This window comes from Lysobacter sp. OAE881, from assembly GCF_040546665.1.
GTDB classification, from domain to species: Bacteria; Pseudomonadota; Gammaproteobacteria; order Xanthomonadales; family Xanthomonadaceae; genus Lysobacter_J; species Lysobacter_J soli.
This window is the reverse complement of the sequence record NZ_JBEPOG010000001.1, coordinates 3,449,581-3,472,558: the sequence shown is the minus strand read 5'-3', so window position 1 is coordinate 3,472,558 and position 22,978 is coordinate 3,449,581. Positions and strand designations below refer to the sequence as shown.

At 67.9% G+C, this 22,978-nt stretch carries 28 protein-coding genes; 7 read left to right on the top strand and 21 right to left on the bottom strand.

The window, feature by feature from the left end:
• Together ABIE51_RS16035 and ABIE51_RS16030 are read right to left on the bottom strand one after the other, a co-directional pair.
• Positions 1 to 570: a DNA-3-methyladenine glycosylase I gene (locus ABIE51_RS16035; protein WP_192631443.1), complete on the bottom strand. Its 570-nt coding sequence runs from the start codon at positions 568 to 570 to the stop codon at positions 1 to 3.
• A gap of 342 nt (positions 571 to 912) precedes the next feature.
• Positions 913 to 2,613 carry a dipeptidyl-peptidase 3 family protein gene (locus ABIE51_RS16030; RefSeq protein ID WP_192631442.1) on the bottom strand — a complete coding sequence of 567 codons (1,701 nt, stop codon included), beginning with the start codon at positions 2,611 to 2,613 and terminating at the stop codon, positions 913 to 915.
• 88 nt (positions 2,614 to 2,701) lie between these two features.
• On the opposite strand from ABIE51_RS16030, the gene ABIE51_RS16025 reads away from it, so the two are divergent.
• From ABIE51_RS16025 to ABIE51_RS16015, 3 genes are read left to right on the top strand one after another with little or no spacing between them, the layout of a single operon-like run.
• A complete protein-coding gene (locus ABIE51_RS16025) occupies positions 2,702 to 3,268 on the top strand; it encodes a YqgE/AlgH family protein (RefSeq protein WP_115842563.1) in 567 nt (188 codons plus the stop codon).
• Positions 3,268 to 3,795, top strand: a complete 528-nt coding sequence (gene ruvX / locus ABIE51_RS16020) for a Holliday junction resolvase RuvX (RefSeq protein ID WP_115842562.1) — start codon at positions 3,268 to 3,270, stop codon at positions 3,793 to 3,795. Before ABIE51_RS16025 ends, ruvX begins: the two co-directional genes overlap by 1 nt.
• Complete coding sequence (locus tag ABIE51_RS16015) at positions 3,792 to 4,715, top strand: aspartate carbamoyltransferase catalytic subunit (protein WP_192631441.1); 924 nt, start codon at positions 3,792 to 3,794, stop codon at positions 4,713 to 4,715. Before ruvX ends, ABIE51_RS16015 begins: the two co-directional genes overlap by 4 nt.
• Before the next feature lie 228 nt (positions 4,716 to 4,943).
• Here ABIE51_RS16015 and ABIE51_RS16010 read toward each other — a convergent pair whose 3' ends face one another.
• The 17 genes from ABIE51_RS16010 to ABIE51_RS15930 all read right to left on the bottom strand — a co-directional run bounded on the left by ABIE51_RS16010 (position 4,944) and on the right by ABIE51_RS15930 (position 18,756).
• Entirely contained in the window at positions 4,944 to 5,774 is an 831-nt protein-coding gene (locus ABIE51_RS16010; RefSeq protein WP_192631440.1) for a carboxylesterase family protein, read from the bottom strand.
• 97 nt (positions 5,775 to 5,871) lie between these two features.
• A complete protein-coding gene (mgtE, locus tag ABIE51_RS16005) occupies positions 5,872 to 7,233 on the bottom strand; it encodes a magnesium transporter (protein ID WP_192631439.1) in 1,362 nt (453 codons plus the stop codon).
• 136 nt (positions 7,234 to 7,369) lie between these two features.
• Positions 7,370 to 9,097, bottom strand: coding sequence for a phosphoenolpyruvate--protein phosphotransferase (gene ptsP, locus ABIE51_RS16000; protein ID WP_115842558.1), 1,728 nt, complete (start codon positions 9,095 to 9,097; stop codon positions 7,370 to 7,372).
• 7 nt (positions 9,098 to 9,104) lie between these two features.
• Positions 9,105 to 9,374 carry an HPr family phosphocarrier protein gene (locus tag ABIE51_RS15995; protein WP_115842557.1) on the bottom strand — a complete coding sequence of 90 codons (270 nt, stop codon included), beginning with the start codon at positions 9,372 to 9,374 and terminating at the stop codon, positions 9,105 to 9,107.
• An 85-nt stretch (positions 9,375 to 9,459) separates the two neighbouring features.
• Positions 9,460 to 9,852 (bottom strand): PTS sugar transporter subunit IIA, encoded by a 393-nt coding sequence (locus ABIE51_RS15990; RefSeq protein WP_115842556.1) that lies wholly within the window; start codon positions 9,850 to 9,852, stop codon positions 9,460 to 9,462.
• A 181-nt stretch (positions 9,853 to 10,033) separates the two neighbouring features.
• The gene (locus tag ABIE51_RS15985; RefSeq protein WP_192631438.1) at positions 10,034 to 10,363 is read right to left on the bottom strand and encodes a hypothetical protein; all 330 of its coding nucleotides are present in this window, start codon (positions 10,361 to 10,363) and stop codon (positions 10,034 to 10,036) included.
• Between the two features lie 83 nt (positions 10,364 to 10,446).
• Entirely contained in the window at positions 10,447 to 10,764 is a 318-nt protein-coding gene (locus ABIE51_RS15980; RefSeq protein WP_157030959.1) for an EF-hand domain-containing protein, read from the bottom strand.
• A 202-nt stretch (positions 10,765 to 10,966) separates the two neighbouring features.
• Positions 10,967 to 11,848 (bottom strand): RNase adapter RapZ, encoded by an 882-nt coding sequence (gene rapZ / locus ABIE51_RS15975; RefSeq protein WP_115842553.1) that lies wholly within the window; start codon positions 11,846 to 11,848, stop codon positions 10,967 to 10,969.
• A gap of 30 nt (positions 11,849 to 11,878) precedes the next feature.
• On the bottom strand, positions 11,879 to 12,829 hold the full coding sequence (hprK, locus tag ABIE51_RS15970; RefSeq protein WP_115842552.1) for an HPr(Ser) kinase/phosphatase: 951 nt from the start codon (positions 12,827 to 12,829) through the stop codon (positions 11,879 to 11,881).
• Positions 12,830 to 12,837: 8 nt separating this feature from the next.
• The gene (locus ABIE51_RS15965; RefSeq protein ID WP_192631437.1) at positions 12,838 to 13,317 is read right to left on the bottom strand and encodes a PTS sugar transporter subunit IIA; all 480 of its coding nucleotides are present in this window, start codon (positions 13,315 to 13,317) and stop codon (positions 12,838 to 12,840) included.
• 40 nt (positions 13,318 to 13,357) lie between these two features.
• Positions 13,358 to 13,684, bottom strand: a complete 327-nt coding sequence (gene hpf, locus ABIE51_RS15960; protein WP_115842550.1) for a ribosome hibernation-promoting factor, HPF/YfiA family — start codon at positions 13,682 to 13,684, stop codon at positions 13,358 to 13,360.
• Positions 13,685 to 13,837: 153 nt separating this feature from the next.
• Positions 13,838 to 15,268, bottom strand: coding sequence for an RNA polymerase factor sigma-54 (locus tag ABIE51_RS15955; RefSeq protein WP_192631436.1), 1,431 nt, complete (start codon positions 15,266 to 15,268; stop codon positions 13,838 to 13,840).
• 83 nt (positions 15,269 to 15,351) lie between these two features.
• The gene (gene lptB / locus ABIE51_RS15950; RefSeq protein WP_115842548.1) at positions 15,352 to 16,071 is read right to left on the bottom strand and encodes an LPS export ABC transporter ATP-binding protein; all 720 of its coding nucleotides are present in this window, start codon (positions 16,069 to 16,071) and stop codon (positions 15,352 to 15,354) included.
• Complete coding sequence (lptA, locus tag ABIE51_RS15945) at positions 16,071 to 16,568, bottom strand: lipopolysaccharide transport periplasmic protein LptA (protein ID WP_192631435.1); 498 nt, start codon at positions 16,566 to 16,568, stop codon at positions 16,071 to 16,073. Before lptA ends, lptB begins: the two co-directional genes overlap by 1 nt.
• On the bottom strand, positions 16,555 to 17,139 hold the full coding sequence (gene lptC, locus ABIE51_RS15940) for an LPS export ABC transporter periplasmic protein LptC (RefSeq protein ID WP_192631434.1): 585 nt from the start codon (positions 17,137 to 17,139) through the stop codon (positions 16,555 to 16,557). The genes lptA and lptC overlap by 14 nt, the downstream gene beginning before the upstream one ends.
• Complete coding sequence (locus tag ABIE51_RS15935; protein ID WP_157030954.1) at positions 17,136 to 17,717, bottom strand: KdsC family phosphatase; 582 nt, start codon at positions 17,715 to 17,717, stop codon at positions 17,136 to 17,138. Before ABIE51_RS15935 ends, lptC begins: the two co-directional genes overlap by 4 nt.
• A gap of 7 nt (positions 17,718 to 17,724) precedes the next feature.
• Positions 17,725 to 18,756, bottom strand: a complete 1,032-nt coding sequence (locus ABIE51_RS15930) for a KpsF/GutQ family sugar-phosphate isomerase (RefSeq protein WP_115842610.1) — start codon at positions 18,754 to 18,756, stop codon at positions 17,725 to 17,727.
• A 201-nt stretch (positions 18,757 to 18,957) separates the two neighbouring features.
• Between ABIE51_RS15930 and ABIE51_RS15925 the strand changes: the two genes are divergently transcribed.
• The 4 genes from ABIE51_RS15925 to ABIE51_RS15910 all read left to right on the top strand — a co-directional run bounded on the left by ABIE51_RS15925 (position 18,958) and on the right by ABIE51_RS15910 (position 21,430).
• Positions 18,958 to 19,194: a BolA family protein gene (locus ABIE51_RS15925; RefSeq protein ID WP_115842544.1), complete on the top strand. Its 237-nt coding sequence runs from the start codon at positions 18,958 to 18,960 to the stop codon at positions 19,192 to 19,194.
• Between the two features lie 91 nt (positions 19,195 to 19,285).
• Positions 19,286 to 20,563: a UDP-N-acetylglucosamine 1-carboxyvinyltransferase gene (gene murA / locus ABIE51_RS15920; protein WP_157030952.1), complete on the top strand. Its 1,278-nt coding sequence runs from the start codon at positions 19,286 to 19,288 to the stop codon at positions 20,561 to 20,563.
• A 7-nt stretch (positions 20,564 to 20,570) separates the two neighbouring features.
• A complete protein-coding gene (locus ABIE51_RS15915; protein ID WP_354504488.1) occupies positions 20,571 to 20,897 on the top strand; it encodes an EF-hand domain-containing protein in 327 nt (108 codons plus the stop codon).
• Complete coding sequence (locus ABIE51_RS15910) at positions 20,894 to 21,430, top strand: hypothetical protein (RefSeq protein WP_192631433.1); 537 nt, start codon at positions 20,894 to 20,896, stop codon at positions 21,428 to 21,430. Before ABIE51_RS15915 ends, ABIE51_RS15910 begins: the two co-directional genes overlap by 4 nt.
• 66 nt (positions 21,431 to 21,496) lie before the next feature.
• On the opposite strand, the gene ABIE51_RS15905 is transcribed toward ABIE51_RS15910, so the two are convergent.
• A complete protein-coding gene (locus tag ABIE51_RS15905) occupies positions 21,497 to 22,198 on the bottom strand; it encodes a DUF3108 domain-containing protein (RefSeq protein ID WP_157030951.1) in 702 nt (233 codons plus the stop codon).
• The gene (locus ABIE51_RS15900) at positions 22,198 to 22,968 is read right to left on the bottom strand and encodes a DUF3108 domain-containing protein (protein WP_354504486.1); all 771 of its coding nucleotides are present in this window, start codon (positions 22,966 to 22,968) and stop codon (positions 22,198 to 22,200) included. The genes ABIE51_RS15905 and ABIE51_RS15900 overlap by 1 nt, the downstream gene beginning before the upstream one ends.
• Positions 22,969 to 22,978 lie beyond the last annotated feature (10 nt).

Here is a 22,978-nt window from a genome sequence, read left to right as displayed (position 1 = left end):
TCAGAGCTTGCGCCGCCACGCGGGATCCAGCGGCGGCTTGAGCTTCAGGATCTTCTTCTGCGCGGGGCAATCGTCGCGGTGCGCGCCGGGCAGGTAGCCCAGGCTCATCAGGAACTCGTTGGTGATCTCGCCGCCGGTGAAGCGGAAGGTCTTCTTGAACAGCTTGATCCAGCCGGCCTTGTCGCGGCGCTTGCCGGCATCGTCGAGCAGTTGCGCATCGAGCCATTGCGCGAAGCTGCCATGCGATGCGCGCAGCTCGCGGATCACCTTCGCATTGTGGATAGCCGCATCCACCTTCAGGCGATTGCGGATGATGCCCGCATCATTCAACAGGCGCTCGCGATCTCTGTCGCCGTATCTGGCGACCTTGTCCACGTCGAAGCCGCTGTACGCGCGATGGAACCCCTCGCGCTTGCGCAGCATGGTCTCCCAGCTCAGTCCGGCCTGGTTGATCTCGAGGATCAGGCGCTCGAACAGCACGGCTTCGTCGCGCTGCGGGAAGCCGTATTCGGTGTCGTGGTAAGGGCCGTGGAGCGGGTGGCCGGGGGCGGAGTCGCAGTAGCCGGACATTGGATTTCGCTGGTTTGGTGGTGTGGAGGCTGGGCGGTGCGTGGTGCTTGTCGCTTCGCGAAGCGTCGCGTTCGCTTCGCTTGTGGCTTGTGGCTTGTGGCTTGTGGCTTGTGGCTTGTCGCTGTTGCTCTTCGCTCGTCATTCCCGCGAAGGCGGGAATCCAGGGACTTCTCACGCTTAACCGGAATTGCTTTAGACGCGGAAGCCGAACGCTCCAGGCCGTAAGACTGCGGGGAAAGCGTGCAACGTCCCTGGATTCCCGCCTTCGCGGGAATGACGATGAGGTGGGCGGGCGGTCGCGGGAGTGCCCATCCGCACCAGCGCGATGGAGTGCGAGCCGCCTTACTTCCCCGGAGTCGCGAACGCCTGCAACCCCAGCGTCTCCAGCCCCTGCTCGAAACGGATGTCGATCGGGATCTTCGCGTCCTTCAGCCGCGCCAGGTCCGACGCGAGTTCTGGCTTGATCACGCCCATCGTCTCGGTCATGCGCTTGGCTTCGGCGTAATCGCCGTCGCCCTGCACGGTGAGCAGCTTCGCGCTGAGCGCGTTCATCGCCTCGCGCATCTTGTCGAAGTCGACGCGGTAGCGGCCGTCGGCGTCGCGCGTGAACGCGCCGCGCTCGGCGAAGAAGTTGAAGCGCACCATGTTCGCCTTGCCGTGCGCGTCGCTCGCGCCGAAACGCACCGAGCGCAGGATGCCGGCGAGGAAGGTCACGTAGCCGTCCATCAGCTTGCTTTCGTCGAGTTCGCCCTGGCGGCTGAGCGCGTCGATCATGTACAGCCCGAGGATGTCGGCCTTGCCCTCCTCGAAGCTGGAGGAATATTCCTTCAGCGCCTCGTCGACCGTGCCCTTGCCGTCGAGCGTCTTCTTGATGCCCAGGCCATGCGCGACTTCATGGAACATCACGTCCTCGAAGAACGCATCGAACGTGACGTGCTTGAGCTGGTCCTTCGCGATCAGCTGGTTCGCGATCGGCACCAGGATCGCGTCGAACTTCGCGCGCATCACGTTCTCCAGCTGGAGCCGGCGCGTGCCCTTCTTCAGCTGCACTTCCTCGTCGTTGGGCAGGTTGATCGCGATCGTCTTGCCGCCGACGTTCGCATTGCCGCCGTAATAGACGACCTGGTACGCGTTGAGGTCGGCGTCGGAGCCGGGCATTTCCGCCTTGTATTTCGCGTCCACCGGCAGGCCCTTCTGCAGCGCCGGCAGGAAACTCGCGAAGCGCGCGAGCTTCTGGCTCCACTCCACGTCCTTCACCAGCACCAGGCCTTCGTAGGCGGCCTTGTAGCCGAAGAGCTGATCCTCGTAGGTCTCGATCGGGCCGATGACGACGTCGACCGGATTGGTCTTCATGTCCATCCACGCCATGTCGCTGGGACGGAAATCGTCGCTGAGCAGCGCGTCGGCGCGCATGTTCAGGTAATTGCCGAACGACTTGTCGCTGCTGAGCTTCGCCGCTTCGCGCAGCAGCGTCGCGATGCGTTCCAGCTCGGGCTTGTAGGCCACGTGATAGGGCACCGTGACGAGCTTGCCGTTCTCTCGACGCAGCAGGGTGTAGTTGGACGTCTTGTCCGGCAGCTGCGCGGCTTCGAACTCGGCCTTGGTCATGTCGGCCGGATAGAACGGGCCGCCCGGCGGACGCGGGCCGACGCCGTCGATGAAGGGCGTGTCCTCGTTCAGGCGATCCCACGGGCCGAAATTGATCTCCGCCAGCTCGCGCGTCGCCGCATCCGGCGCGCGCGCCAGCAGCGCGGCGCGATCGCCGTCCCAGGACTGCTTCCAGTACAGGTCGTTGGTGACTTCGCTGGCTTCCACCAGCAGCGCGATCATGCGGCGCGTGTTCTCGTCGAAGCGCGAGAGATCGGCCTTCAGCGGCACGACGGCGTAGTCGCCGGCGTGCGCGGCGGCGTAGGACGTCGCGGCGGGCGCTTGCGCGGGCGTGGACGCCGCGGGCGCGGCTTCGGGCGGGTTCGCACGCTGGCAGGCGGCGAGGGCGACGACGGCCAGGCAGGCCAGGACGAGCGGGCGCTGTGTGGAAGACATGACGGCGGCGTTGGGCACGGGGAAAGTCGCCATCGTACGCCGTGCCGCGATGCGGCACGCATCACGCCGGGCGGGCTAGAATGCAGCCATGTCCGTTACGCCCACGCCACTGGCCAACCAGCTGCTGATCGCGCTGCCCGCGCTGGCCGATTCGAACTTCGCGCGCAGCGTGGCGCTGATCTGCCAGCACGACGCCGACGGTGCCATGGGCATCGTCGTGAACCGCGCTTCCGAATACACGCTGGGCGAAGTGCTCGGCCAGATGGGCCTGGAAGGCGGCGACGAAACCATGCGCGCGCAGCCGGTGCTCGCCGGCGGCCCGGTGCATCCCGAACGCGGCTTCGTGCTGCACGACGGCGGCATGCAGTGGGACTCGACCATGGCGATCACCGAGCACCTGTTCCTTACGACCTCGCGCGACATCCTCGAGGCGATGGCGCGCGGCGAAGGCCCCGAGAACGCGATCGTCGCACTCGGCTGCGCCGGCTGGGGTTCGGGCCAGCTGGAACACGAACTGACCGAGAACGACTGGCTCACCGCACCGGCGGACGCCGAGCTGCTGTTCGAGCTGCCGCTGGATGCGCGTTGGCAGGCCGCCGCCGGCCGCATCGGCGTCGATTTCGCGCACCTGGCCGACTACGCCGGTCACGCGTGATGGCGGCCTCGCCCGACAAGCCCGGCATCCGTCGCGACGGCACCGTGCTGGGCTTCGACGTGGGCGCGCGCCGCATCGGCGTCGCCGTCGGCAGCGCGTTCGGGCACGGCGCACGCGCGCTGGCCGTGATCGACGTGCACGGCCACGGCCCGGACTGGGCATCGATCGACCGCCTGCGCAGCGAATGGCGGCCCGACGGCCTGATCGTCGGCGACCCGATGGCGCTGGACGGTGGCGACCAGCCGATCCGCCTGCGCGCGCACGCCTTCGCGCGTGAACTCGCGCAGCGCTACAACCTGCCGGTGGTGCTGGTCGACGAGCGCATGAGTTCGATCGAAGCCGCGCAGCGGTTCGCGTCCGATCGCGCCGAAGGCCGCAAACGTCGCCGCGACGCCGAAGCGCTCGACGCCGTCGCCGCCGCGGTCATCATCGAACGCTGGCTCGCGTCGCCCGACGACGCGCTCGACCTTTCCGATCTTCCCGATTCCACGAAATCGAACCGGCCGACGCCGCCTCCGACCGCATGAACAACACGCACCTTCCGCGCCATCTGCTCACGCTCGATGGCCTGCCTTACGACGCGCTCGATGCGCTACTCACGCGCGCGCAGGCCTTCGCCGACGGCCATTACGACCGTCGTGCGCTCGACGGCATCGCGGTGTGCACGCTGTTCTTCGAACCGTCCACGCGCACGCGCATGAGCTTCACGCTCGCTGCGCAGCGCCTGGGCGCGGACGTGCTGAACTTCGACGCGTCCACCTCGTCCACGCGCAAAGGCGAAACCGCGCTGGACACGCTGAAGAACCTCGAAGCGATGGGCGTGCGCGGCTTCGTCATCCGCCATCACGAAGATGGCGCGGTGGCCGCGCTCTCGCAGCACGTCGAGCACGGGACCGCGCTGGTCAATGCCGGCGACGGCCGCAGCGCGCATCCGACGCAGGGCCTGCTCGACATGCTCACGCTGCGGCAGGCGAAGGGGCACGACTTCTCGAAGCTGAAGGTCGCGATCGTCGGCGACGTGAAGCATTCGCGCGTCGCGCGTTCGGACCTGCAGGCGCTGCGCACGCTCGGCACCGGCGAGATCCGCGTGTGCGGCCCGGCCTCGCTGCTGCCGGACGATGGCACGCTCGACGGTTGCGTCGTCTCGCACGATCTCGATGCCGCACTGGACGGCGTGGACGCGGCGATGATGCTGCGCCTGCAACGCGAACGCATGGAAGAAGGTCTGGTCGCCTCGCTCGACGACTACCACCGCGAGTTCGGTCTCACCGCGCAACGCCTCACGCGCGCCGCGCCCGATGCGGTCGTGATGCATCCGGGCCCGATCAACCGCGGCGTGGAAATCACCGACGAAGTGGCCGACGGTCCGCAGTCGCTTATCCTGCGCCAGGTGAGCAACGGCGTCGCCGTGCGCATGGCGGTGCTGGAGGCGTTGCTGCGCGGGTGAGGCCCGTCATCCCGGCGAAAGCGGGGACCCGGGCCGGGTGCGTCGGCGCACTGTCTCAGCGGCGAACCGTTATTTCGTCATTCCAGCGAAGGCTGGAATCGATGTTGATCTTCGCTAATCCGCGGCCTGCGCCTCACGCATGAATTGCGGGTGCGTGCGACAGCGAGCCGGCCGGCCCTCACCCCAACCCCTCTCCCGCAGGCGGGAGAGGGGCTCAGGAATCCGGCATCAGAACAATCCGCCCTTACGCTGCTGCGCGAACGCCCAGGTCCACAGGTCCGGGGTGGCATACGCGGCGTCCCAGCTGTTGTGGCCGAGCTCGGCGAACTCGGTGTAGCGCACGTTGCCGCCCACGTTGCGCAGCGCTTCGACGAAGTGCCGCGACTGGTCCGGAGTCACGACGTCGTCCTTCCCGCCGTGGAAGGCCCACACCGGCAGCTTCTGCAGTTTCTGTGCGGCCGCGAGGAAGGGATCGGGCGCCAGCGCCACGCCCTCGACCTGCAGGTGTTCCTTCAGCGCCGGCGGCTGGGTGATGCCGCCGCAGACCGGCACCAGCGCGGCAAAGCGGCGCGGTTCCATGATCGCCAGTTCCAGTACGCCGTAGCCGCCGCGCGACATGCCGGTGAGCACGATGCGGTCCTCGTCGCCGTCGAATTCGTCGATCGCCGCATCCAGCGCAGCCAGCGCGACGCGCGCCTGCGTGCCGGTCCATGACGTGCCATCCGGCGACTGCGGGAAGACGACGATGGCGGGGAACGTCTCCGCGTGTTCGCGCACGAACGGGCCGAGGCCGACGTCGACCTGGCGCTGGTTGTCGGTGCCGCGCTCGCCGGAGCCGTGCAGGAACAGCACGGTCGCCGGATGCTTCCCGCCGGCCTGTCGCGACGGCACGAAGACCTGGTAGCGATGGCTGCCGCCGTCGACCACGACGCTGCGTTCGACGAACCGGCCCGGCGGCACCTCGCGCGGTGTGGTCGCGCAGGCGGCGAGTGCGAGCGCCAGGGCGACGACGGCGAGGCGGGTCAGAAGGGAAAACGCGGAACGCGGAAACGAAGGCATGGACAGGCTCCTGGCATCGGCCCGCATGATTGGCGCAGCCGCGGCGCATCGCAATGGCGTGCGTCGCAGATCGCGACGCGGGTCCGCATCGGGCGCCTCAGCGCAGCAGGATGATCGTGGCCAACCCGAGGAAGGTGAAAAAGCCCATGACGTCGGTCACCGTCGTCAGGAAGATGCCGGACGCGAGCGCGGGGTCGTAGCCGAAGCGCCGGATCGTCACCGGCACCAGCACGCCGGCCACCGCCGCGAACAGCAGGTTCGCCGTCAGCGCGGTCGCGATGACTATCGACAACCCGACGCTGTGGAACCACAGCAGCACGATCAGGCCGAGCAGGGTGCCCAGCACCACGCCGTTGAGCAGCGCGACGCGCGCTTCCTTCCACAGCAGCGTGCGCACGTTCGCCGCGCCGACCTGGCCCAGCGCAAGGCCGCGCACCATCAGCGCCAGCACCTGCGTGCCGGCGTTGCCGCCCATGCCGGCGACGATGGGCATCAGCACGGCCAGCGCGACCAGCTTGTCGATGGTGTCGGCGAATTCGCCGACGACGCTCGCCGCCAGGAAGGCGGTGCCGAGATTGATCGACAGCCAGATCAGTCGGCGACGCATCGCGCGCCAGACCGGGCTGAACAGGTCCTCGTCCTCGTCCAGGCCCGCGGCGCTCAGCGCCTGGTGCTCGGCCTGGTTGCGGATGATGTCGACGACGTCGTCGATGGTGATGCGGCCGAGCAGGATGTTGTTGTCGTCGACCACCGGCGCGCTGAGCCAGTCGTGGTCGGAGAACTTGCGCGCGACCTCGTTGGCCGATTCCTCGACGTCGATCGCCGGCTGTTCGTCGTCGATCAGCTTGTTGATCGGCGTGCCGGGCTCGTGCGTCAGCAGCGCCGCCAGCGCGATGCGGCCCAGGTACTGGTGGCGCCGGCTGACCACGTACAGGTGGTCGGTGTGCTCGGGCAGTTCGCCGCGCAGGCGCAGGTAACGCAGTACCACGTCGATGGTGGTGTCGGTGCGCACCGTCACCACGTCGGGGTTCATCAGTCGGCCGGCGGTGTCCTCCGGGTACGACAGCACCTGCTCGAGCCGCTCGCGGTTCTCGCGGTCCATCGACTTGAGGACTTCGTCGATGACGGTATCGGGCAGGTCCTCGACGAGGTCGGCGAGGTCGTCGATGTCGAGGTCTTCGACCGCGGCGATGATCTCGTCCGGGTCCATCTCGGCCAGCAGGCCTTCGCGCACGTCGTCGCCGACGTGCACCAGCACCTCGCCGTCGTCCTCCGCATCGACCAGCCCCCACACCACCGTGCGCTTGCCCGGCGGGAGCGATTCGAGGAGGTTGCCGATCTCGGCGGGGGAGAGCGTGTTGACCAGCCGGCGCACGGGGCCAAGGCGGCCGCTGTCCAGTGCATCGGAAAGCAGGCGCAGTTGGCGCGCGGTCTTGTCGTGGCGGACGGCTTCGGCCATGCGGGGCTTCCCGGGCTTCGTGAGAAGCGTGGTCGCGTCGGGCCGCTCGGGCACGACAGGGTCAGGTGTTCATCGCGACATTATCGCCCCGAACGCCGGGGATGCCCACCCCTTCGCGCGCATCGCCGATGCGGCATCACGCCACGACGGGTGCGTTCTCCGCGATCCATTCCTCGATGCCGGCGCGGTCGCGCGCGCGCAGCAGGGCAGGGGCGCGCGACTGCAGTTGCGCGAGGTCGCAATGGCGGATCGTGCGGCGCAGTTCCAGCAGCGTGGCCGGGTGCAGGCTGAATTCCATCAGCCCCAGCGCGAGCAGCATCGGTGCGAAGTGCGAATCGCCGGCCATCTCGCCGCACACCGCCACCGGCTTGTCGCGCTTGCGGGCCAGCTGGATGACGTCGCGCACCAGCCGGATCACCGCAGGATGCAGCGGCGTATAGAGGCTCGTCAGCGCCTCGTTGTTGCGGTCGGCCGCGAGCAGGTACTGCACCAGGTCGTTGGTACCGATCGACAGGAAGTCCACGCTGCCGATGAACGCCGGCAGCGCGATCGCGGCCGCCGGCACTTCGATCATCGCGCCGAGCGGGATGTTGTCGGCGATCGCGTGGCCCTGTTCGCGAAGTTCCAGCGTGACGCGCTTGAGCGTGGCGCGCACCTGGCGCACTTCCTCGCGCGTGGAGATCATCGGCAGCAGGATCCGCAGCGGCCCGTAGCCGGACGCACGCACCAGTGCGCGCAGCTGCGCTTCCAGCAGGCCCGCGCGCGCGAGCGACAGGCGCACGCCGCGCAGGCCGAGCGCGGGGTTGGGTTCGTCGCGAAGCGCCAGCCCCGTGCGGTCCGCCTTGTCGGCGCCGAGGTCGAGCGTGCGGATCGTCACGGCGCGACCGGTCATGCCGAGCACGACGTCGCGGTAGACGCGGAACTGCTCTTCCTCGTCCGGCAGTTCATTGCGCTGCAGGAACAGGAATTCGGTGCGGTACAGGCCCACGCCGGCCGCGCCGAGCGCATGCGCCTCGGCGACGTCGTCGCGCGATTCGGCATTGGCGTAGAGCTTGATGTCGACGCCGTCTATCGTGCGCGTCGGTTCGCGGCGCAGGCGATGCAATTGCTTGCGTTCGCGCGCCAACTCGCGGACGCGGCCGCGATGCGCGCGCAGGTCGTTCGCGTCGGGCTCGAGGATGACGTTGCCGGTGGCACCATCCACCGCGAGCACGTCGCCGTCGTTGATCCGCTGCAGCGCGCCTTCGGCACCGACGACCAGTGGCAGGTGCAGGCTGCGAGCGAGGATCGCGCTGTGCGACAGGATGCTGCCGGTGGTCGTGACGATCGCCATCACCCCCTGCGCCTGCAGTTGCGCGATTTCCGCCGGCGCGACGTTGTCCGTCACCAGGATCTCGCCCGCGACGCCGGGCATGCCCGCATCGTGGCGGTGCAGCGCGGCGTGGATGCGGCCGATCACCTGGTCGATGTCGTCCACGCGGCTGCGGAAATAGGCGTCGTCCATCGTCTGGAAGACCGAGGCGATGCGATCGCGTTGCAGGCGCAGCGCGTAGTCGGCCGAATAGCGACCGGTGCGGATCAGTTCGTCCAGTCCCTGCAGCAGTTCGGGGTCGTCCAGCAGCAGGCTGTGCAGGTCGAGGAATTCGCCGACTTCGTGCGCGAGCGCGCCGTGCAGGCGTTCGCGCAGGGCGAACATCTCTTCGCGCACGGTGGCGATGGCCGCGTGCAGGCGGACGATCTCGCCCTCCACGCGCTTGGCTGGGATGTGTTCCTCGACGACTTCCAGTACATGCGGCAGGCGGACGCGTGCGCGGCCGAGCGCGCTTCCGCGCGAGGCCCCGTGACCGACGAACGTCTGCCTCATCCGCGCCTCAGCTGTCTTCGTCGAAACGGCGTTCGAACAACGACACGACCGCCTGCGCGGCGTGCTCCTCGTCGTCGCCTTCCACGCGCAGGCGCACCTGCGTGCCCTGGCCGGCGGCGAGCAGCATCACGCCCATGATGCTCTTGGCATTCACCTCGCGGCCCTTGGCCGTGAGCGTGGCGCTGCTGCGATAGCCCGACAGCGTCTGCACGAGCTTGGCCGTGGCCCGCGCATGCAGGCCGAGTCGATTGCTGACGGTCAGTTCGTGCTCGATCATCGTCGCGTCCTCCGGGCCCGTTGCCGGTCCCGCGTGTGTGTTGCTCCAGTCATGCTTCTTCCAGCTGTTTCGCGCCCGACCGGCGTCAGGCTTCGTCCAGGATCACGCCGTTGCGCGCGCCGGCGGCGGCGACCGCCGGCAGTTCGTCCAGGCCCAGGTCGGCGTAGTTCATCACCCGCAGCAGCATCGGCAGACTCACCGCCGATACCCGCCGCACCGGCGTACCCAGCCGCGCGACCTTGGCCGCGAGATTGCTGGGCGTGGCGCCGTAGAGATCGGTCAGCACCAGCACGCCGTCGCCCGCATCCACGCGGCGCAATGCCGCGCTGGCCTGCGGCAGCAGGGCGTCCGGGTCGCCTTCGAACGGCACCTCGAGTGCTTCGGTCCGCAGCGGCAACTGGCTCAGCAACCGGCGCGCCACCGCGACCAGCGCGGTGCCGATGCCTTCGTGGGTGATGAGGAGGATGCCGACGGCCATGGCGTCAACTTAACAGGTCCGGGTGACGGGCCGAAAGCCGGAAACAGGCCGTCTTGCGACTTCCGCGATGCTCGCCCCGCAAAGGTCCCGGAGTCGTGTTGAAGACGGTCACGAATCCGCAGCGCCGGATACGAGAACGGCCCGCGGGTGCGGGCCGTTCGGGGGGGATGTCCCCGTGCGATCAGGTGCGCGGCGGAGTGGTGCTGTCCTGCGGCGTGGTCTGGTCGGCCGGTGGCGTCGTGCCTTCGGTGGGCGGCGGGGTGGTGGCCGGCGGTGTAGTCGTATCCGTCGGGGTCGTCGTATCCGTCGGCGGCATCGTGCTGTCGGTCGGCGGCGTGGTGGTGTCCGCAGGCGGCGTGGTCGTGTCGGCCGGCGGCGTGGTGGTATCGGCCGGTGGCGTTTCGGTGGCCGGCGGGACGACGTCGGTTTCGTGCTTCTGGCAACCGGCCAACGCCAGCGTCGAGGACACGAGGATCAGCGCAAGGGCGCCGGTGAGTCGATGGGTGTTCATTCGGTTGGTGCTCCTTTGGTCTCAGGGGGAACGGCTTGTCGATGGGGTCTTGTCGTTGGGGCCCTGCGCGAGACGCGCGCGGATCATCGCGGCGTCGAGGTATCGGTGCGCTGGTGGCCCGCTGCGTATTCGGCTTCCGACACCTGCCCGTCGCCGTCGCGATCGACCTGCGCGTAATGGCTGGTCAGTCGTGCGTCGGCCGCGGCTTCGTCCTTGCTCACCTTGCCGTCGGCGTTGACGTCGAGGTCGGAGAAGCTGAGCGTGCGCGGGGTCGTGTCGGTGGTACTGCCGGTCGGTGGCGACGTGGGCGTCGGCGGTTCGGTCCGCTGTGCGAGGGCAGGGGAAGCGAACGCGACGGCCATCGCGATCAGGACCGTTCGTGTCACGGTGGACTTTCGCATTGCACTCTCCTGCGGATGAGCGCCGTCGATCAGCGCAACCCGACCGTAGCCTTGGCACCGCAAGGCGCGTGCAAGCGTGATGCGAAAATTTCGTGAGGCGTGCTCATGCGAAGGCACGAGTCAGGACGCATTCACCGCGATGAGGCCGCCTTCGTTGCGGTGCCGTGAAGACGACTGGAAGCCGGTGAAGATCGCGCGCCGATCAATCCAGCTCGCGATGATGCACGGCGACCTCGTCCCAGCCCTGCTCGCGCGCGTGCTCGGCGAAGCGTTCGGCCAGATACACCGAACGATGGCGACCGCCGGTGCAGCCGAAGGCGATCGTCGCGTAGCTGCGCGTGCTGTCCACGTGCAGGCGCGGCAGCCACGTGTCGAGGAACGTGCGGATCTGCTCGAAGAACAGGTTCACGTCGGCCTGCGATTCCAGGTATTCGCGGATCGCCGCATCGCGCCCGGACAACGGGCGCAGCACCGGATCCCAGTGCGGGTTCGGAAGCGCGCGCGCATCGAAGACGAAATCCGCGTCCGGCGGCACGCCGCGACGGTAGGCGAAGGATTCGAACAGCAGCGACATGCCGGTGTCGCCGCCGATGCCGAATTCGGTGAGCACCTGCCGCCGCAGCTGGTGCACGTTGAGGGTGCTGGTGTCGACCACCGCATCGGCGATGGATCGAAGCGGCTTGAGTACCTGCCGCTCCAGCGCGATCGCATCGGCGAGCGACAGCCCGAGATGGCTCAGCGGATGACGACGGCGCGTGTCGGCATAGCGCTTGAGCAGCGCACTTTCGTTCGCGTCGAAGAACACCAGCCGCGGATCCAGCCCGAGCTTGCCGACAGCTGAGAGCCACTCCGGGATGTTGCTCAGGTCGCTGTGGCGGTTTCGCACGTCGATGCTCACCGCCATCTTTGCCGGCGCGCCGTCGTCGGCGCGCATCACGCTGGCGACGAATTGCGGCAGCAGATCGGCGGGCAGGTTGTCGACGCAGAAATAGCCCAGGTCTTCGAACGTGCGCAGTGCGACGGATTTGCCCGAACCGGACATGCCGCTGACGATGACAAGCGTGGAGTTGGGCGTTTCGCTCATGGCGCTGGCAGGCGAAGGGAAGGTGCGCGGTCAGGAATCGCCGCGTTCGAGGAAGTTGCTGTGTCGCGCGATGAACGCCGCCGCCGGGTCCAGCCCCTTCATGCGCAGGCTGTGCAGCCGCGTGGCTGCTTCGGTCAGCACGGCGAGGTTGCGGCCGGGCATGACGGGCAGGGTGATCATCGGCACGTCGAGGTCGAGCACGCGACGCACGCCGCTGTCGCCGGTGAGCCGTTCCATGCCCATCGGCTTGGGTTCGGTCATCGGCCTGCCAAGATGCACGATCAGGCGCAGGTACTTGTTGTTCTTCACCGCGGTGTCGCCGAACATCTGGCGGATGTTGAGCACGCCCAGGCCGCGTACTTCGAGCAGGTCCTGGAGCATTTCCGGGCACGTGCCGTCGAGGACGTCGGGCGCGATCTGCGTGAATTCGGGCGCGTCGTCGGCGACCAGGCGGTGGCCGCGCGTCACCAGTTCCAGCGCGAGTTCGCTCTTGCCCGATCCCGACTCGCCGGTGATCAGCACGCCGATGGAGTAGATCTCCATGAAGACGCCGTGCAACGTCACCCGCGGCGCGAGTGCGCGCGCGAGGTGGTACTGCAGGTGGTTGAGCAGCTCATGCCCGCGTCGCGGCGAGACCCACAGCGGCGTGTTGCTTTCCTCGGCCGCGATGCGCAGGTCTTCCGGGCACGCCTGGTCCTTGCTGATGACCAGCGCGAGCGGGCGGAACTGCATGATCTTCTCGATCGTTTCCCAGCGCAGGCGCGGTTCGAGCGCGTCCAGCCACGCCAGTTCCTCGGTGCCGAGGATCTGCACCTTGTTGGGGTAGATCGCGTTGAGATAGCCGGCCAGCGACGGACGGCGCGCGACGGTGTTGACCGCTTCGAGGATGCGACGGTCGCCGCGTTGCCCGGCCAGCCAGCGCAGGCCGAGACGATCGCGTTGTTGTTCGAACAGTTCCCCTGCGCTGATGCTGGTGCTCATCCGGGCCCTCAGGCGGCGCAGGGAAGGAAATCGGGACCCGAGCCGCCCAGCAGCTGGCGCAGGTGGCCTGCGTCGCGGGCCTTGCGCAGCGCGGCGCGATACTCGGGATCGGCGAAGCGCTCGGCGATCTCCGCCAGGCGCTGCAGTTGCGCATTGACGTCGTGCTCGGGCACGAGCAGCGCGAGTACGAGGTCGACGGGCTTGCCGTCGGCCGCTTCGAAATCGACCGGGTGCTCGACGCGCAGAAACGCCGCACGGCATTCGTCGATGTCGGCCACGCGCGCGTGCGGCACGGCCACGCCGTCGCCGATCGCCGTGCTGGCGCGGCGTTCGCGATCGCGCAGGGCGAGCGAGATCGGCGCGCTGTCCTCGCCATCGGACAGCAGCCACGCCGCTGCGTCGAGCACGCGCAGAAGTGCGGGCGCGCCCTCGGACGCGCCCGCTTCTATCGCGTGGCCATCCAGGATGGCGACACGCGCGCGTGACAACAGATCATGCAGCGGCATGGTGTGGGGTGGCGGGTCTCGGTCAGCCGAAGCTGTTGCTGCGGGCGGCGCTTTCGCCGCGATGATGGTCGACGACCTTGCTGCGGTGTTCGCGAAGCAGGCGGTCGAGCTTGTCGGTGAGCAGGTCGATGGCGGCGTACATGTCCAGCGCCTGCGCGTCGGCCACGAGCGTGCGGCCGGCGAGATTCACGGTGGCCTTTGCGCGGTGGTTGGGTTTCTCAAGGCTCAGCTGGGTGCGGACGTCGAAGGGTTGTTCGCAATGGCGCTCCAGTCGCGAGAGCTTGCTTTCCACGTAGTCCCGCAGGGCGGGCGTGACCTCGATCTGCTGGCCGTAAGTTTCGATGCGCATCGAAGACCTCCTTTACGTCGCGACGGGAAGACAGGATGGCACGCCCGGTGCGTTGCGCAAGGGGCATCCATCCGCAGTTTCGGGCTTGCGCGTCGAACGCTTTGATCCGGCAAGGTTTTGTGATCGCCGCTTTCACGCAACGATCCCGATTTCCTAACCGATCCTTACGCGGTCCTGCGAGGACGGGATGCTCATGGCCTCGCGGTACTTGGCGACGGTGCGGCGCGCGACCGGGACGCCGGTGGCCTTGAGGGTCTCGGCCAGGCGGGCGTCGGAGAGGGGCTTGCGGGGGTTTTCGGCCTCGATGAGGCGGCGGATCATCGCCTGGATGGCCGTGCTCGACGCCTCGCCACCGGCGCCGGTCTCGATACCCGATGCGAAGAACGCGCGCAGCGGCACCGTGCCGCGCGGGGTGCGCGCGTACTTGCGGGCGATCGCGCGCGAGACGGTGGATTCGTGCAGGCCGACCTCCGCCGCGACTTCGCGCAGGGTCAGCGGACGCAGCGCGCTGTCGCCGAACTCCAGGAACGCCGCCTGCTGCTTGATCAGGCAGCGCGCCACCTTGATGAGCGTTTCGCCGCGCGCTTCCAGGCTCTTGAGCAGCCAGCGCGCTTCCTGCAGGTGTCCGCGCAGGTAGCTGGCGTCGGTGCCGCTCGCGTGGCGCAGCATGTTCTCGTAGCCGCGATGGATCGAAATGCGCGGACGCATGCCGTCGGCCAGCGCCACGCGCCACAGGCCGTGCTGTCGCCAGATCACGACGTCCGGTGCGACGTAGGTGTCGCTGGCGATGGCACCGATCTGCGCGCCGGGGCGCGGATCGAGCGAGCGCAGCAACTGCACGGCCGTTTCCGCTTCGACCAGATCGAGCTTGAGTTCGGCCGCCAAACCCGCCACGCCGACGCGCGGCAGGCGTTCCAGCGGGCCATTGGCCAACTGGTGGGCCAATGCGCGCCCCGGCGTCTCCGGCGGCAGCTGTGCGAGCTGCAAACGCAGGCATTCGCCCAGCGTGCGTGCGCCGACGCCCACCGGGTCGAACTGCTGGATCTGGTGCAGCACGGTGGTGAGTTCGTCCTGGCTGCATTCCAGCGAGGACTCGAGCGAGGCGGCGATCGCGTCGAGTGGCTCGCGCAGGTAGCCGTCGTCATCGATGGATTCGATCAGCGCCACGCCGATCGATCGATCGCGTGAGGAGAGCGGGCTGAGGTGCAGCTGCCAGAGCAGGTGATCGTGCAGCGTGTCCGATTCGGCGACCTGTTCGGCGATCGGCGTGTCGTCGTCGCTGTCGGCCGGGCCCACGCGTTCGTACCAGGGCTCGCCGTCGGTGTTCCATTCGGCTTCCGGCGGCAGGTGTTCGGGTTCGGCGCCGTTGGTGGCGCTTTCGCCCGAGGATTCACCGTTGGTGGCCGAACCGTTGGTGACGCTGATGGCCGTTTCCGTCCAGTCGAGCAGCGGATTGCTCTCGACCGCCGCGGCCAGTTCAGCCTCGAGCTCGACCGCAGACAGCTGCAACAGGCGGATTGCCTGACGCAACTGCGGTGTCATCACCAGCTGTTGTCCGAGTGCGGCTTGAAGACGCGGTTTCATTGTCCAATGCCAACGCGACCAGGGGGAACCGACGGCCGCGTGGCTATGGGTGTGCGGTGAAACCGCACCCTTCGACTACATCCTTACAGCCGGAAGGTTTCACCCAGGTAGACGCGACGCACATCGGGGTTCGCAAGCAACGCATCCGGTGCACCCTGCGCCAGAACGCCGCCTTCGTTGAGGATATACGCACGATCGCAAATGCCCAAGGTTTCGCGGACGTTGTGGTCCGTGATCAGGACCCCGATTCCGCGATTCTTGAGATGGCTCACGATCCGCTGGATCTCGCCGACCGAAATCGGGTCCACGCCCGCGAACGGTTCGTCGAGCAGCATCAGGCGCGGCCTTGCCGCCAGTGCGCGTGCGATTTCGACACGACGGCGCTCGCCGCCGGAAAGGCTCGCGCCGATCTGGTCCGCAACGTGGCCGACCTGGAGTTCGTCGAGCAGGCTGTCGAGTTCGCGGTCACGGCCGTTGCGGTCCAGGTCCTCGCGAAGCTCAAGCACCAGGCGGATGTTGTCGGCCACCGACAGCTTGCGGAACACAGACGGCTCCTGCGGCAGGTAGCCGACGCCGTACTTGGCGCGCGCGTACATGGGCTCGGACGTGATGTCCTTGCCGTCGAGCACGATCTGCCCGGCATCGGCGGGCACCAGGCCGACGATCATGTAGAAGCACGTGGTCTTGCCGGCGCCGTTGGGGCCGAGCAGGCCGACCACTTCGCCGGCATCGAGCGTGAGGCCGAAGTCCTTCACCACTTCGCGCGAACGGTAGGCCTTCCGCAGGCCCTGGGCGACCAGCATCAGCCGCCCCCCTGATTCTTCGGAATGATGCGGATCTTCACGCGATCGTTCGTGCCCTGGCCGCCGCCCTGCACCTGGCCGGTCCTCATGTTGTAGACCACGCGCTCGCCGGCGATCGAGCCCGACGGCTGGCGGATGTTCACGCTGCCGGTGAAGACGACGATCTCGGTCTTGAGGTCGTAATCGACTTTCTTGGCGACGGCGTCCATCTGCTTGCCGTCGTCGAGTTCCTGCTTGAGGGTGACCGGCGAGCCGGTCAGCACCACGCGCACCGGATCGCCGTTGGCCGAGGTGATCACGGCCTGGTCGGCGCGGATCTCCAGCGTGCCCTGCGTGATGATCACGCCGCCGCTGAGCACCGTCGGACGGCTGTCGTCCATCGAGTAGTCGCTCTTGCCGGCGTCGATGTCCATCGGCTTGCTGCGATCGGACGTGCGCGCGAACACCGTCGCCGGCATGAGGGCCAGTGCCAGCAGCACAGCGCTAAGGGGCAGCACGTTCATATCGGGCCTTGACGTCGTTCTTGAGGGTGATGCGCTTGGCATCGAGGTCGGCATCCAGGCCGCGGCCGTTCAGTATAAGGCCGGGCTGCGTGAGGGTTACCTGCGAGGCCGTGGTGGCGCGGCGCGCATCGGGGAAGACGTTCAGTTCCTCGGTGACGATCTTGATCGGCTTGCCGTCAGCATTCGCGCTCTGGGCGCGCACGCCACCGAGCAGACGCACCTCGTCCGCCTTCGCGCTGACCCAGCCGCTCTGGGAGTTGATCGTCCACGCCGAGGCCTGGCCGCCTTCACGCGGCGGGATCTGGAATTCGGGCGTGGCGATCTGCATCGTCCGCACGTCCGGATCGCGCTCCAGCTTCGGCGCCACGACGGTGAAGGACTCGCGTCCGCCCTCGTCGAGCACCGTGGCCTGGAAGTCGTGCAGCACGTAGTCGGGACGCTTGCCGACGGGGCCCGTCGCGGTGCCGCGGTCGCGTTGCTGCCACATCATCCAGCCGCTGAGCAGGGCGCCGCACAGCAGCGCCAGCGTCCCGATGGCGCGCCAGTTCATCGCGCTCCACTTCATGCGTTGCCTTCCACACGCACGCCTTCCACGCGCAGCAGGTCGGCGAGCAGGCGCTCGGCGTGGCCCTGGGCGGCGAGCAGCAGGTCGCAGAACTCGCGAACGGCGCCATGGCCGGCGCGCGCGGTCGTGCGCCAGTGCACGCGTTCGGCGACCCAGCGGTGCGCGTCGGCCGGCGCGACGGCGAAGCCGGTCTGCAGCATCACGCGCAGGTCGGCGAGGTCGTCGCCCATGAAGGACACCTGTTCCATGCCGATGCCCAGACGCGCGGCGATGTCCTGCACGCACGCCAGCTTGTCCTTCACGCCCACGTGTACCTCGTCGATGCCCAGGTCGGCGCCGCGGCGTTTCGCGATGGGACCGCCGCGCGCGGTGATGAAGGCCACGGCGATGCCGACCTTGCCCAGCAGCGTCAGGCCTTGGCCGTCGTGCACGTGGAAGGCCTTCAGTTCGCTGCCCTCTCCATCGAAGTACAACCGCCCGTCGGTCAACGTGCCGTCGACGTCGAAGCACGCGAGCCGCACGCGCGTGGCGCGTTCGCGGATGTCGGCGGGATAGTCGTTGAGGTGGCTGTAGGGCATGGGGCTCTTAGACCACCCTTGCGCGCAACAGGTCATGAATGTTGAGGGCGCCGACCACACGTCCTTCATCGTCCACGACCAGCAGGCCGCTGATCTTGTGCGCTTCCATCAGTTGCGCCGCTTCCACGGCCATCGCGTCGCTGCCGATGGTCTTGGGCGAACGCGTCATCACCTCGACGATGCGCGTGTTCCGCAGGTCGAGGCGATCGTCGTCGAGCGTGCGGCGAAGGTCGCCGTCGGTGTAGAGGCCGAGCAGGCGATCGTTCTCGTCGACCACCGCGGTCATGCCCAGGCGCTTGCGGCTCATCTCGACCAGCGCTTCGCTGACGCTGGCATCGGCGCCCACGCGCGGAACGCTGTCACCCGAATGCATGATGTCGGCGATGTGCAGCAGCAGGCGGCGGCCGAGCGAACCGGCCGGGTGCGAACGCGCGAAATCGTCGGCGGTGAAACCGCGCGCGTCGAGCAGCGCGACCGCGAGCGCATCGCCCATCGCGAGCGAAGCGGTGGTGCTGGAGGTCGGCGCCAGCGCGAGCGGGCACGCTTCGGCGTGGACGCTCACGTCCAGATGCACGTCGGCTTCGCGCGCGAGCGAGGAATTCGGCCGGCCTGTCATCGCGATGAGCTTGTTGCCCTGGCGCTTGAGTACCGGCAGCAGCATCAGCACTTCGTCGCTTTCGCCCGAGTAGGACAGCGCCAGGACGACGTCGACGTCGGTGATCATGCCCAGGTCGCCATGCCCGGCTTCGCCCGGATGCACGTAGAACGCCGGGGTGCCGGTGGACGCCAGGGTCGCGGCGATCTTCCGGGCGATGTGTCCCGACTTGCCCATCCCGGTGCAGACCACCCGCCCCTGCGAGGCGAGGATCAGGCGGCAGGCGGCGCTGAAGTCGCCGTCGATGCGCGCGGCGACTTCGGCCAGCGCCTGCGCTTCGATCTCGAAGACGCGGCGTCCGCTCGCGGCGAGCGTGGCCGGGTCGTCGGCGTAGGTCGACGCGTGGAGGGGCGAGGAACGAGAGGGAACGGGAATGCTGGCCATGGGGCGCGCCATTTCGGACCGGGGGTCTTTCCGCTAGGCTAATCCCTCCATTCTAGGCGGTTGCGCCGGCAAGTGCCCGTCACGGGCGCCCCGACAGCGCCAGGCCGATGGCCACCGCCGGCATGCGCGGCGCGCAGGACGCGCGAAAACCGCACGCTTCCAAGCCCATTCCCCCGAAGCCCAGACTCCAAAGGCCGTCCCTTGAACCCCGACACCATCCGCCAGCTGATCGAACAGGGCCTGCCCGGCGCGCGCGCCGACGTGCAGGGCGACGACGGCGTGCATTTCGAAGCCACCGTCGTGGCCGAAGCCTTCCGCGGCAAGCTGCCGCTGGCCCGCCATCGTCTGGTGTACGCCACGCTCGGCGACCGCATGGGCGGCGAAATCCACGCGCTCGCGCTCAAGACGCTGACGCCGGAAGAAGCAGGACAGGCGTAGTCGGCGATTGGTGGCCGACGATTCGTCGGCCCTCTTGAATCCACGCAGCGCGCGACCCCATCACGAATCACCAATCACGAACCACGTCCCCATGCAAAAGATCGTTGTAGAAGGCGGCGCCGCGCTCAACGGCGATGTGCAGATCTCCGGCGCGAAGAACGCCGTGCTGCCGATCCTGTGCGCAACGCTGCTCGCCGATGGCCCGGTATCGATCACCAACGTGCCGAACCTGCACGACGTGGTGACCACGGCCAAGCTGCTGGGCGAACTCGGCGCCGGCATCACGGTGGATGAGGGGACGCTCGGCCGCGGCCGCGGCATGGTGATCGACCCCACCACCGTCCACAGCCACGTCGCGCCGTATGAGCTGGTCAAGACGATGCGTGCCTCAGTGCTCGTGCTCGGTCCGCTGCTGGCCAAGTACGGCGCGGCGGAAGTCTCGCTGCCGGGCGGCTGCGCGATCGGCTCGCGTCCCGTCGACCAGCACATCAAGGGCCTGCAGGCGCTGGGGGCCGACATCACTGTCGAGAACGGCTACATCAAGGCCCGTCGCGACGGTCGCCTGAAAGGCGCGCGCTTCGTGTTCGACATGGTCACCGTCACCGGCACCGAGAACGTGCTGATGGCCGCCGCGCTAGCCGAAGGTACCAGCGTGCTGGAAAACGCCGCGATGGAGCCGGAGATCGTCGACCTGGCCGACTGCCTCAACGCACTCGGCGCGAACATCGAGCACGCCGGCAGCGGCCGCATCGTCGTGCACGGCGTCGAACGCCTGCACGGCGGAAGCCACCACGTATTGCCCGATCGCATCGAGACCGGCACCTTCCTCGTCGCCGCGGCGATGACCGGCGGCCGCGTGACCGTGCGCAACGCGCGCCCGGACACGCTCGACGCGGTGATCGACAAGCTCAAGCAGGCCGGCGCCGACATCACCGTCGATGGCGATCGCATCACGCTCGACATGGGAGGCCGTCGTCCGAAGTCGGTCGACCTCACCACCGCGCCGCATCCGGCGTTCCCGACCGACATGCAGGCGCAGTTCATGGCGCTCAACTGCATCGCCGAAGGCGTGGGCGTGATCAACGAGACCATCTTCGAAAACCGCTTCATGCACGTGTCGGAACTGCAGCGCCTGGGCGCCGACATCCGCGTGGAAGGCCACACGGCGATCGTGCGCGGCGTGCAGCGCCTCAGCGGCGCGCCGGTGATGGCGACCGACCTCCGCGCGTCGGCGTCGCTGGTGCTCGCGGGCCTGGTCGCCGAAGGCGCGACCACCATCGACCGCATCTACCACCTCGATCGCGGCTACGAGAACATCGAGGAAAAGCTGTCGGGCCTCGGCGCGAACATCCGCCGCATCGCAGGCTGATCCCACGATGGCGCTGATCGATCTCTCGCGAAAGAAATCGGCTCCCTTTACCGCGCGCCGCATGGCGACGCTGGGCTTCTTCGTCACGCTGCTGATCGTCGTCGGCTGGCTGCATTTCACCGGTGCGGCCGCCACGCGCGGCATCGAACGCAAGGACATGGACTGGAACAACGACGGCAACGTCACCATGCGCGAGATGCTGCAGTCCTTCTACGCCGTCACCGTCATCACGACGACCGAAGGGGCGCGCGAGTGCCGCACGTTCGCGTTCCGTGGAAGCGACCAGTCGCTGCGCGTGGACTGCCGGACGGTTCTGAAGGGCGCTGAGGATTGACTCGATCGATCGAGCTCAACGCGTGCGACCTGCATTGGCTCGGTGACGAACGAGGCTGGCCGGACGATCAATGCGCCCACGGCAGCGTCGAGTTGAGGGTGGGCGATGTGGTGCTGGTGGACGCCGGGGACCTGACTCTCAGTGGCGCCGCTTTGCACCTGCTGCGCACGATCGATGCAGATCACAGCCCGGAACACTCCGCCGCTCCAGCCAACCTCCTCTTTCCTTGTTGCGCATTCAATGCGTGGCCCGATGATGTTCACGGCCTGCTACTCGTCGGCTGCCCTAATGGGGTTGACGTCGTCGTCGAGCATCTGGAGGGCGGGAGCGTTCGACTCACACGCGACGAAACTACCCTGCACGTGGCATCAATCGATTGGCGGATGGCAGTTGTCGGCTTCGCCCGGCAAATCGAAGCCTTCTACGCAGCATCGACTCCGAAAATCCCGCCGGGCGACGAGCTTGATCGCAAGGGGTGGGAACTGTTCTGGTCGGAGTGGCGAACGCTTGTAGCTCGGCACTCTCGCGCCTGACAGCCTCGCGATGAAACGAAAAAGCCCCGCAATGCGGGGCTTTTTCATGTCCGGTAACGACGAAGGTCAGCGCACGTTCTGCACCCGCAGGTCGATCGCGTCCTGACCCTTGTCGCGCTGGAGGATGCGCGCCGGCACCGGCATGCCGTCGACCACCCACGCGATGGTTTCCTTGTCGCCCTGCTTGCTGACGACCTTGGTCGCCTGCTTCGACTGGCCGCCGACGGTGATCGCTTCCTTGCCGGCGACGGTGTAGGTGAGGTCCTTGACGCGGCCATCCTCGACCATCCGGTAATGCGTGGTCTTGCCGGCCTGCACGTCGCGCACGATCGCCAGGTTGATCAGCAATGCGTCCATGTCGCCGGCCTGCAGCTTGATCGGGCCGGCGCGTTCGGGCTTCACGTCGCCCGTCCACGTCGCCACGCCCTTGGACCAGTCGTAGGTGGCGTTCTTGTTCTGCTTCTTGGTGAGCACCTGCGAGCTGTCGTTGCCGGACACCGGGCGCCACTGGCCGCCGGTGTCTTCAAAGACGGTCGTCTGGCGCAGGTTCGCCAGCGGGCTGGTCACCGAGAGGCTGTACTTCCAGCGATTGGTGCCGTCGGCGACGAGCGTCATCTTGCCGGCACCCTGCATGCCCATGTAGCTGGCCTGGTAATCGGCGGTAAAGGGCTGGATCGCCAGCGCCGGCGCGCTGACCGCAGCCAGGATCGCCGCTGCAACCAACGGGCGCAGCAGGCGGGTGGTGAAGCGAGCCTTCGTGGGGGCCATCAGGGAGCTCCTTTGTAGTCGACCAGGCGCAGGTCGTAAGTATCCGTGCCGTTTTCGCGCTGCAGGATCCGCACGGGGGTGGGGACGCCTTCCACGACCCACACTACCGTTTCGTCGTTGTTCGAGCCCTGAACGCGGCTCACGCGCATCGCGTTGAATCCCATGCCGTCGACGGTGACTGGTTCCAGATCCTGCGCGACGGTGAAGTTGTGGTCGCGCGCGCGACCGTTGTCGACAAAGCGGTACTGCAGCGCCTTGCCGGGCTGCGCGTCGCGAACGATCGCGAGGTTGATCAGCAGCCCGCTCATGTCGCCGTCCTTCAGCGGCACCGGCACCTGGCGCTTCTTCTTCACATCGCCCGTCCAGCGCGCGGTGCGCGCATTCCAGTCGTAGGTGCCCGTCATCTTGCGGCCAACGAAGATGGCCTTGCGCACCGTGCTCTGGCTCAGCGGCCGATAGACGTCGTTGCCGACGACATCGAACACCGTGCTCTGCTGCGCATTGACGTTGGCCAGGCCCATGAGGCCCTTCGTGCCGCGCATGTCGAGATCGATGCGCCAGTGCGCGGGATTCTCATCGGGCACGACCTGCATGGTCGCTTCGCCCAGCGGCTTGCCTTCGTTGAAGATCTGGTAATTCGCCACGAACGGCTCCAGCGCCGACGCCGGCGCGGAAAACGACGCGAGCACGAGGCAGAGCAGCGGGGCGGTGGTGAGGACGCGGGAGAGGTGCTTCATCGACAGCCAGTACGAGGGAAGGTGCCGTGTCATGCCGATTCCC

Bases quoted from the DNA above. Each gene is read 5' to 3' on its own strand.
- ABIE51_RS15935 (WP_157030954.1), bottom strand. From the start codon at position 17,717: ATGCCCTACAGCCACCTCAACGACTATCCCGCCGACATCCGCGAACGC.
- ptsP (WP_115842558.1), bottom strand. From the start codon at position 9,097: ATGAGGCAGACGTTCGTCGGTCACGGGGCCTCGCGCGGAAGCGCGCTC.
- lptB (WP_115842548.1), bottom strand. From the start codon at position 16,071: ATGCTGGTCGCCCAGGGCCTGCGGAAGGCCTACCGTTCGCGCGAAGTG.
- ruvX (WP_115842562.1), top strand. From the start codon at position 3,268: ATGGCGGCCTCGCCCGACAAGCCCGGCATCCGTCGCGACGGCACCGTG.
- ABIE51_RS16010 (WP_192631440.1), bottom strand. From the start codon at position 5,774: ATGCCTTCGTTTCCGCGTTCCGCGTTTTCCCTTCTGACCCGCCTCGCC.
- ABIE51_RS15930 (WP_115842610.1), bottom strand. From the start codon at position 18,756: ATGGCCAGCATTCCCGTTCCCTCTCGTTCCTCGCCCCTCCACGCGTCG.
- rapZ (WP_115842553.1), bottom strand. From the start codon at position 11,848: ATGAGCGAAACGCCCAACTCCACGCTTGTCATCGTCAGCGGCATGTCC.
- ABIE51_RS16030 (WP_192631442.1), bottom strand. From the start codon at position 2,613: ATGTCTTCCACACAGCGCCCGCTCGTCCTGGCCTGCCTGGCCGTCGTC.
- murA (WP_157030952.1), top strand. From the start codon at position 19,286: ATGCAAAAGATCGTTGTAGAAGGCGGCGCCGCGCTCAACGGCGATGTG.
- hpf (WP_115842550.1), bottom strand. From the start codon at position 13,684: ATGCGCATCGAAACTTACGGCCAGCAGATCGAGGTCACGCCCGCCCTG.
- ABIE51_RS15980 (WP_157030959.1), bottom strand. From the start codon at position 10,764: ATGCGAAAGTCCACCGTGACACGAACGGTCCTGATCGCGATGGCCGTC.
- ABIE51_RS15905 (WP_157030951.1), bottom strand. From the start codon at position 22,198: ATGGCCCCCACGAAGGCTCGCTTCACCACCCGCCTGCTGCGCCCGTTG.
- ABIE51_RS15900 (WP_354504486.1), bottom strand. From the start codon at position 22,968: ATGACACGGCACCTTCCCTCGTACTGGCTGTCGATGAAGCACCTCTCC.
- ABIE51_RS15915 (WP_354504488.1), top strand. From the start codon at position 20,571: ATGGCGCTGATCGATCTCTCGCGAAAGAAATCGGCTCCCTTTACCGCG.
- ABIE51_RS16015 (WP_192631441.1), top strand. From the start codon at position 3,792: ATGAACAACACGCACCTTCCGCGCCATCTGCTCACGCTCGATGGCCTG.
- ABIE51_RS16035 (WP_192631443.1), bottom strand. From the start codon at position 570: ATGTCCGGCTACTGCGACTCCGCCCCCGGCCACCCGCTCCACGGCCCT.
- ABIE51_RS15995 (WP_115842557.1), bottom strand. From the start codon at position 9,374: ATGATCGAGCACGAACTGACCGTCAGCAATCGACTCGGCCTGCATGCG.
- ABIE51_RS15985 (WP_192631438.1), bottom strand. From the start codon at position 10,363: ATGAACACCCATCGACTCACCGGCGCCCTTGCGCTGATCCTCGTGTCC.
- mgtE (WP_192631439.1), bottom strand. From the start codon at position 7,233: ATGGCCGAAGCCGTCCGCCACGACAAGACCGCGCGCCAACTGCGCCTG.
- lptC (WP_192631434.1), bottom strand. From the start codon at position 17,139: ATGAAGTGGAGCGCGATGAACTGGCGCGCCATCGGGACGCTGGCGCTG.
- ABIE51_RS15990 (WP_115842556.1), bottom strand. From the start codon at position 9,852: ATGGCCGTCGGCATCCTCCTCATCACCCACGAAGGCATCGGCACCGCG.
- ABIE51_RS16025 (WP_115842563.1), top strand. From the start codon at position 2,702: ATGTCCGTTACGCCCACGCCACTGGCCAACCAGCTGCTGATCGCGCTG.
- ABIE51_RS15955 (WP_192631436.1), bottom strand. From the start codon at position 15,268: ATGAAACCGCGTCTTCAAGCCGCACTCGGACAACAGCTGGTGATGACA.
- hprK (WP_115842552.1), bottom strand. From the start codon at position 12,829: ATGAGCACCAGCATCAGCGCAGGGGAACTGTTCGAACAACAACGCGAT.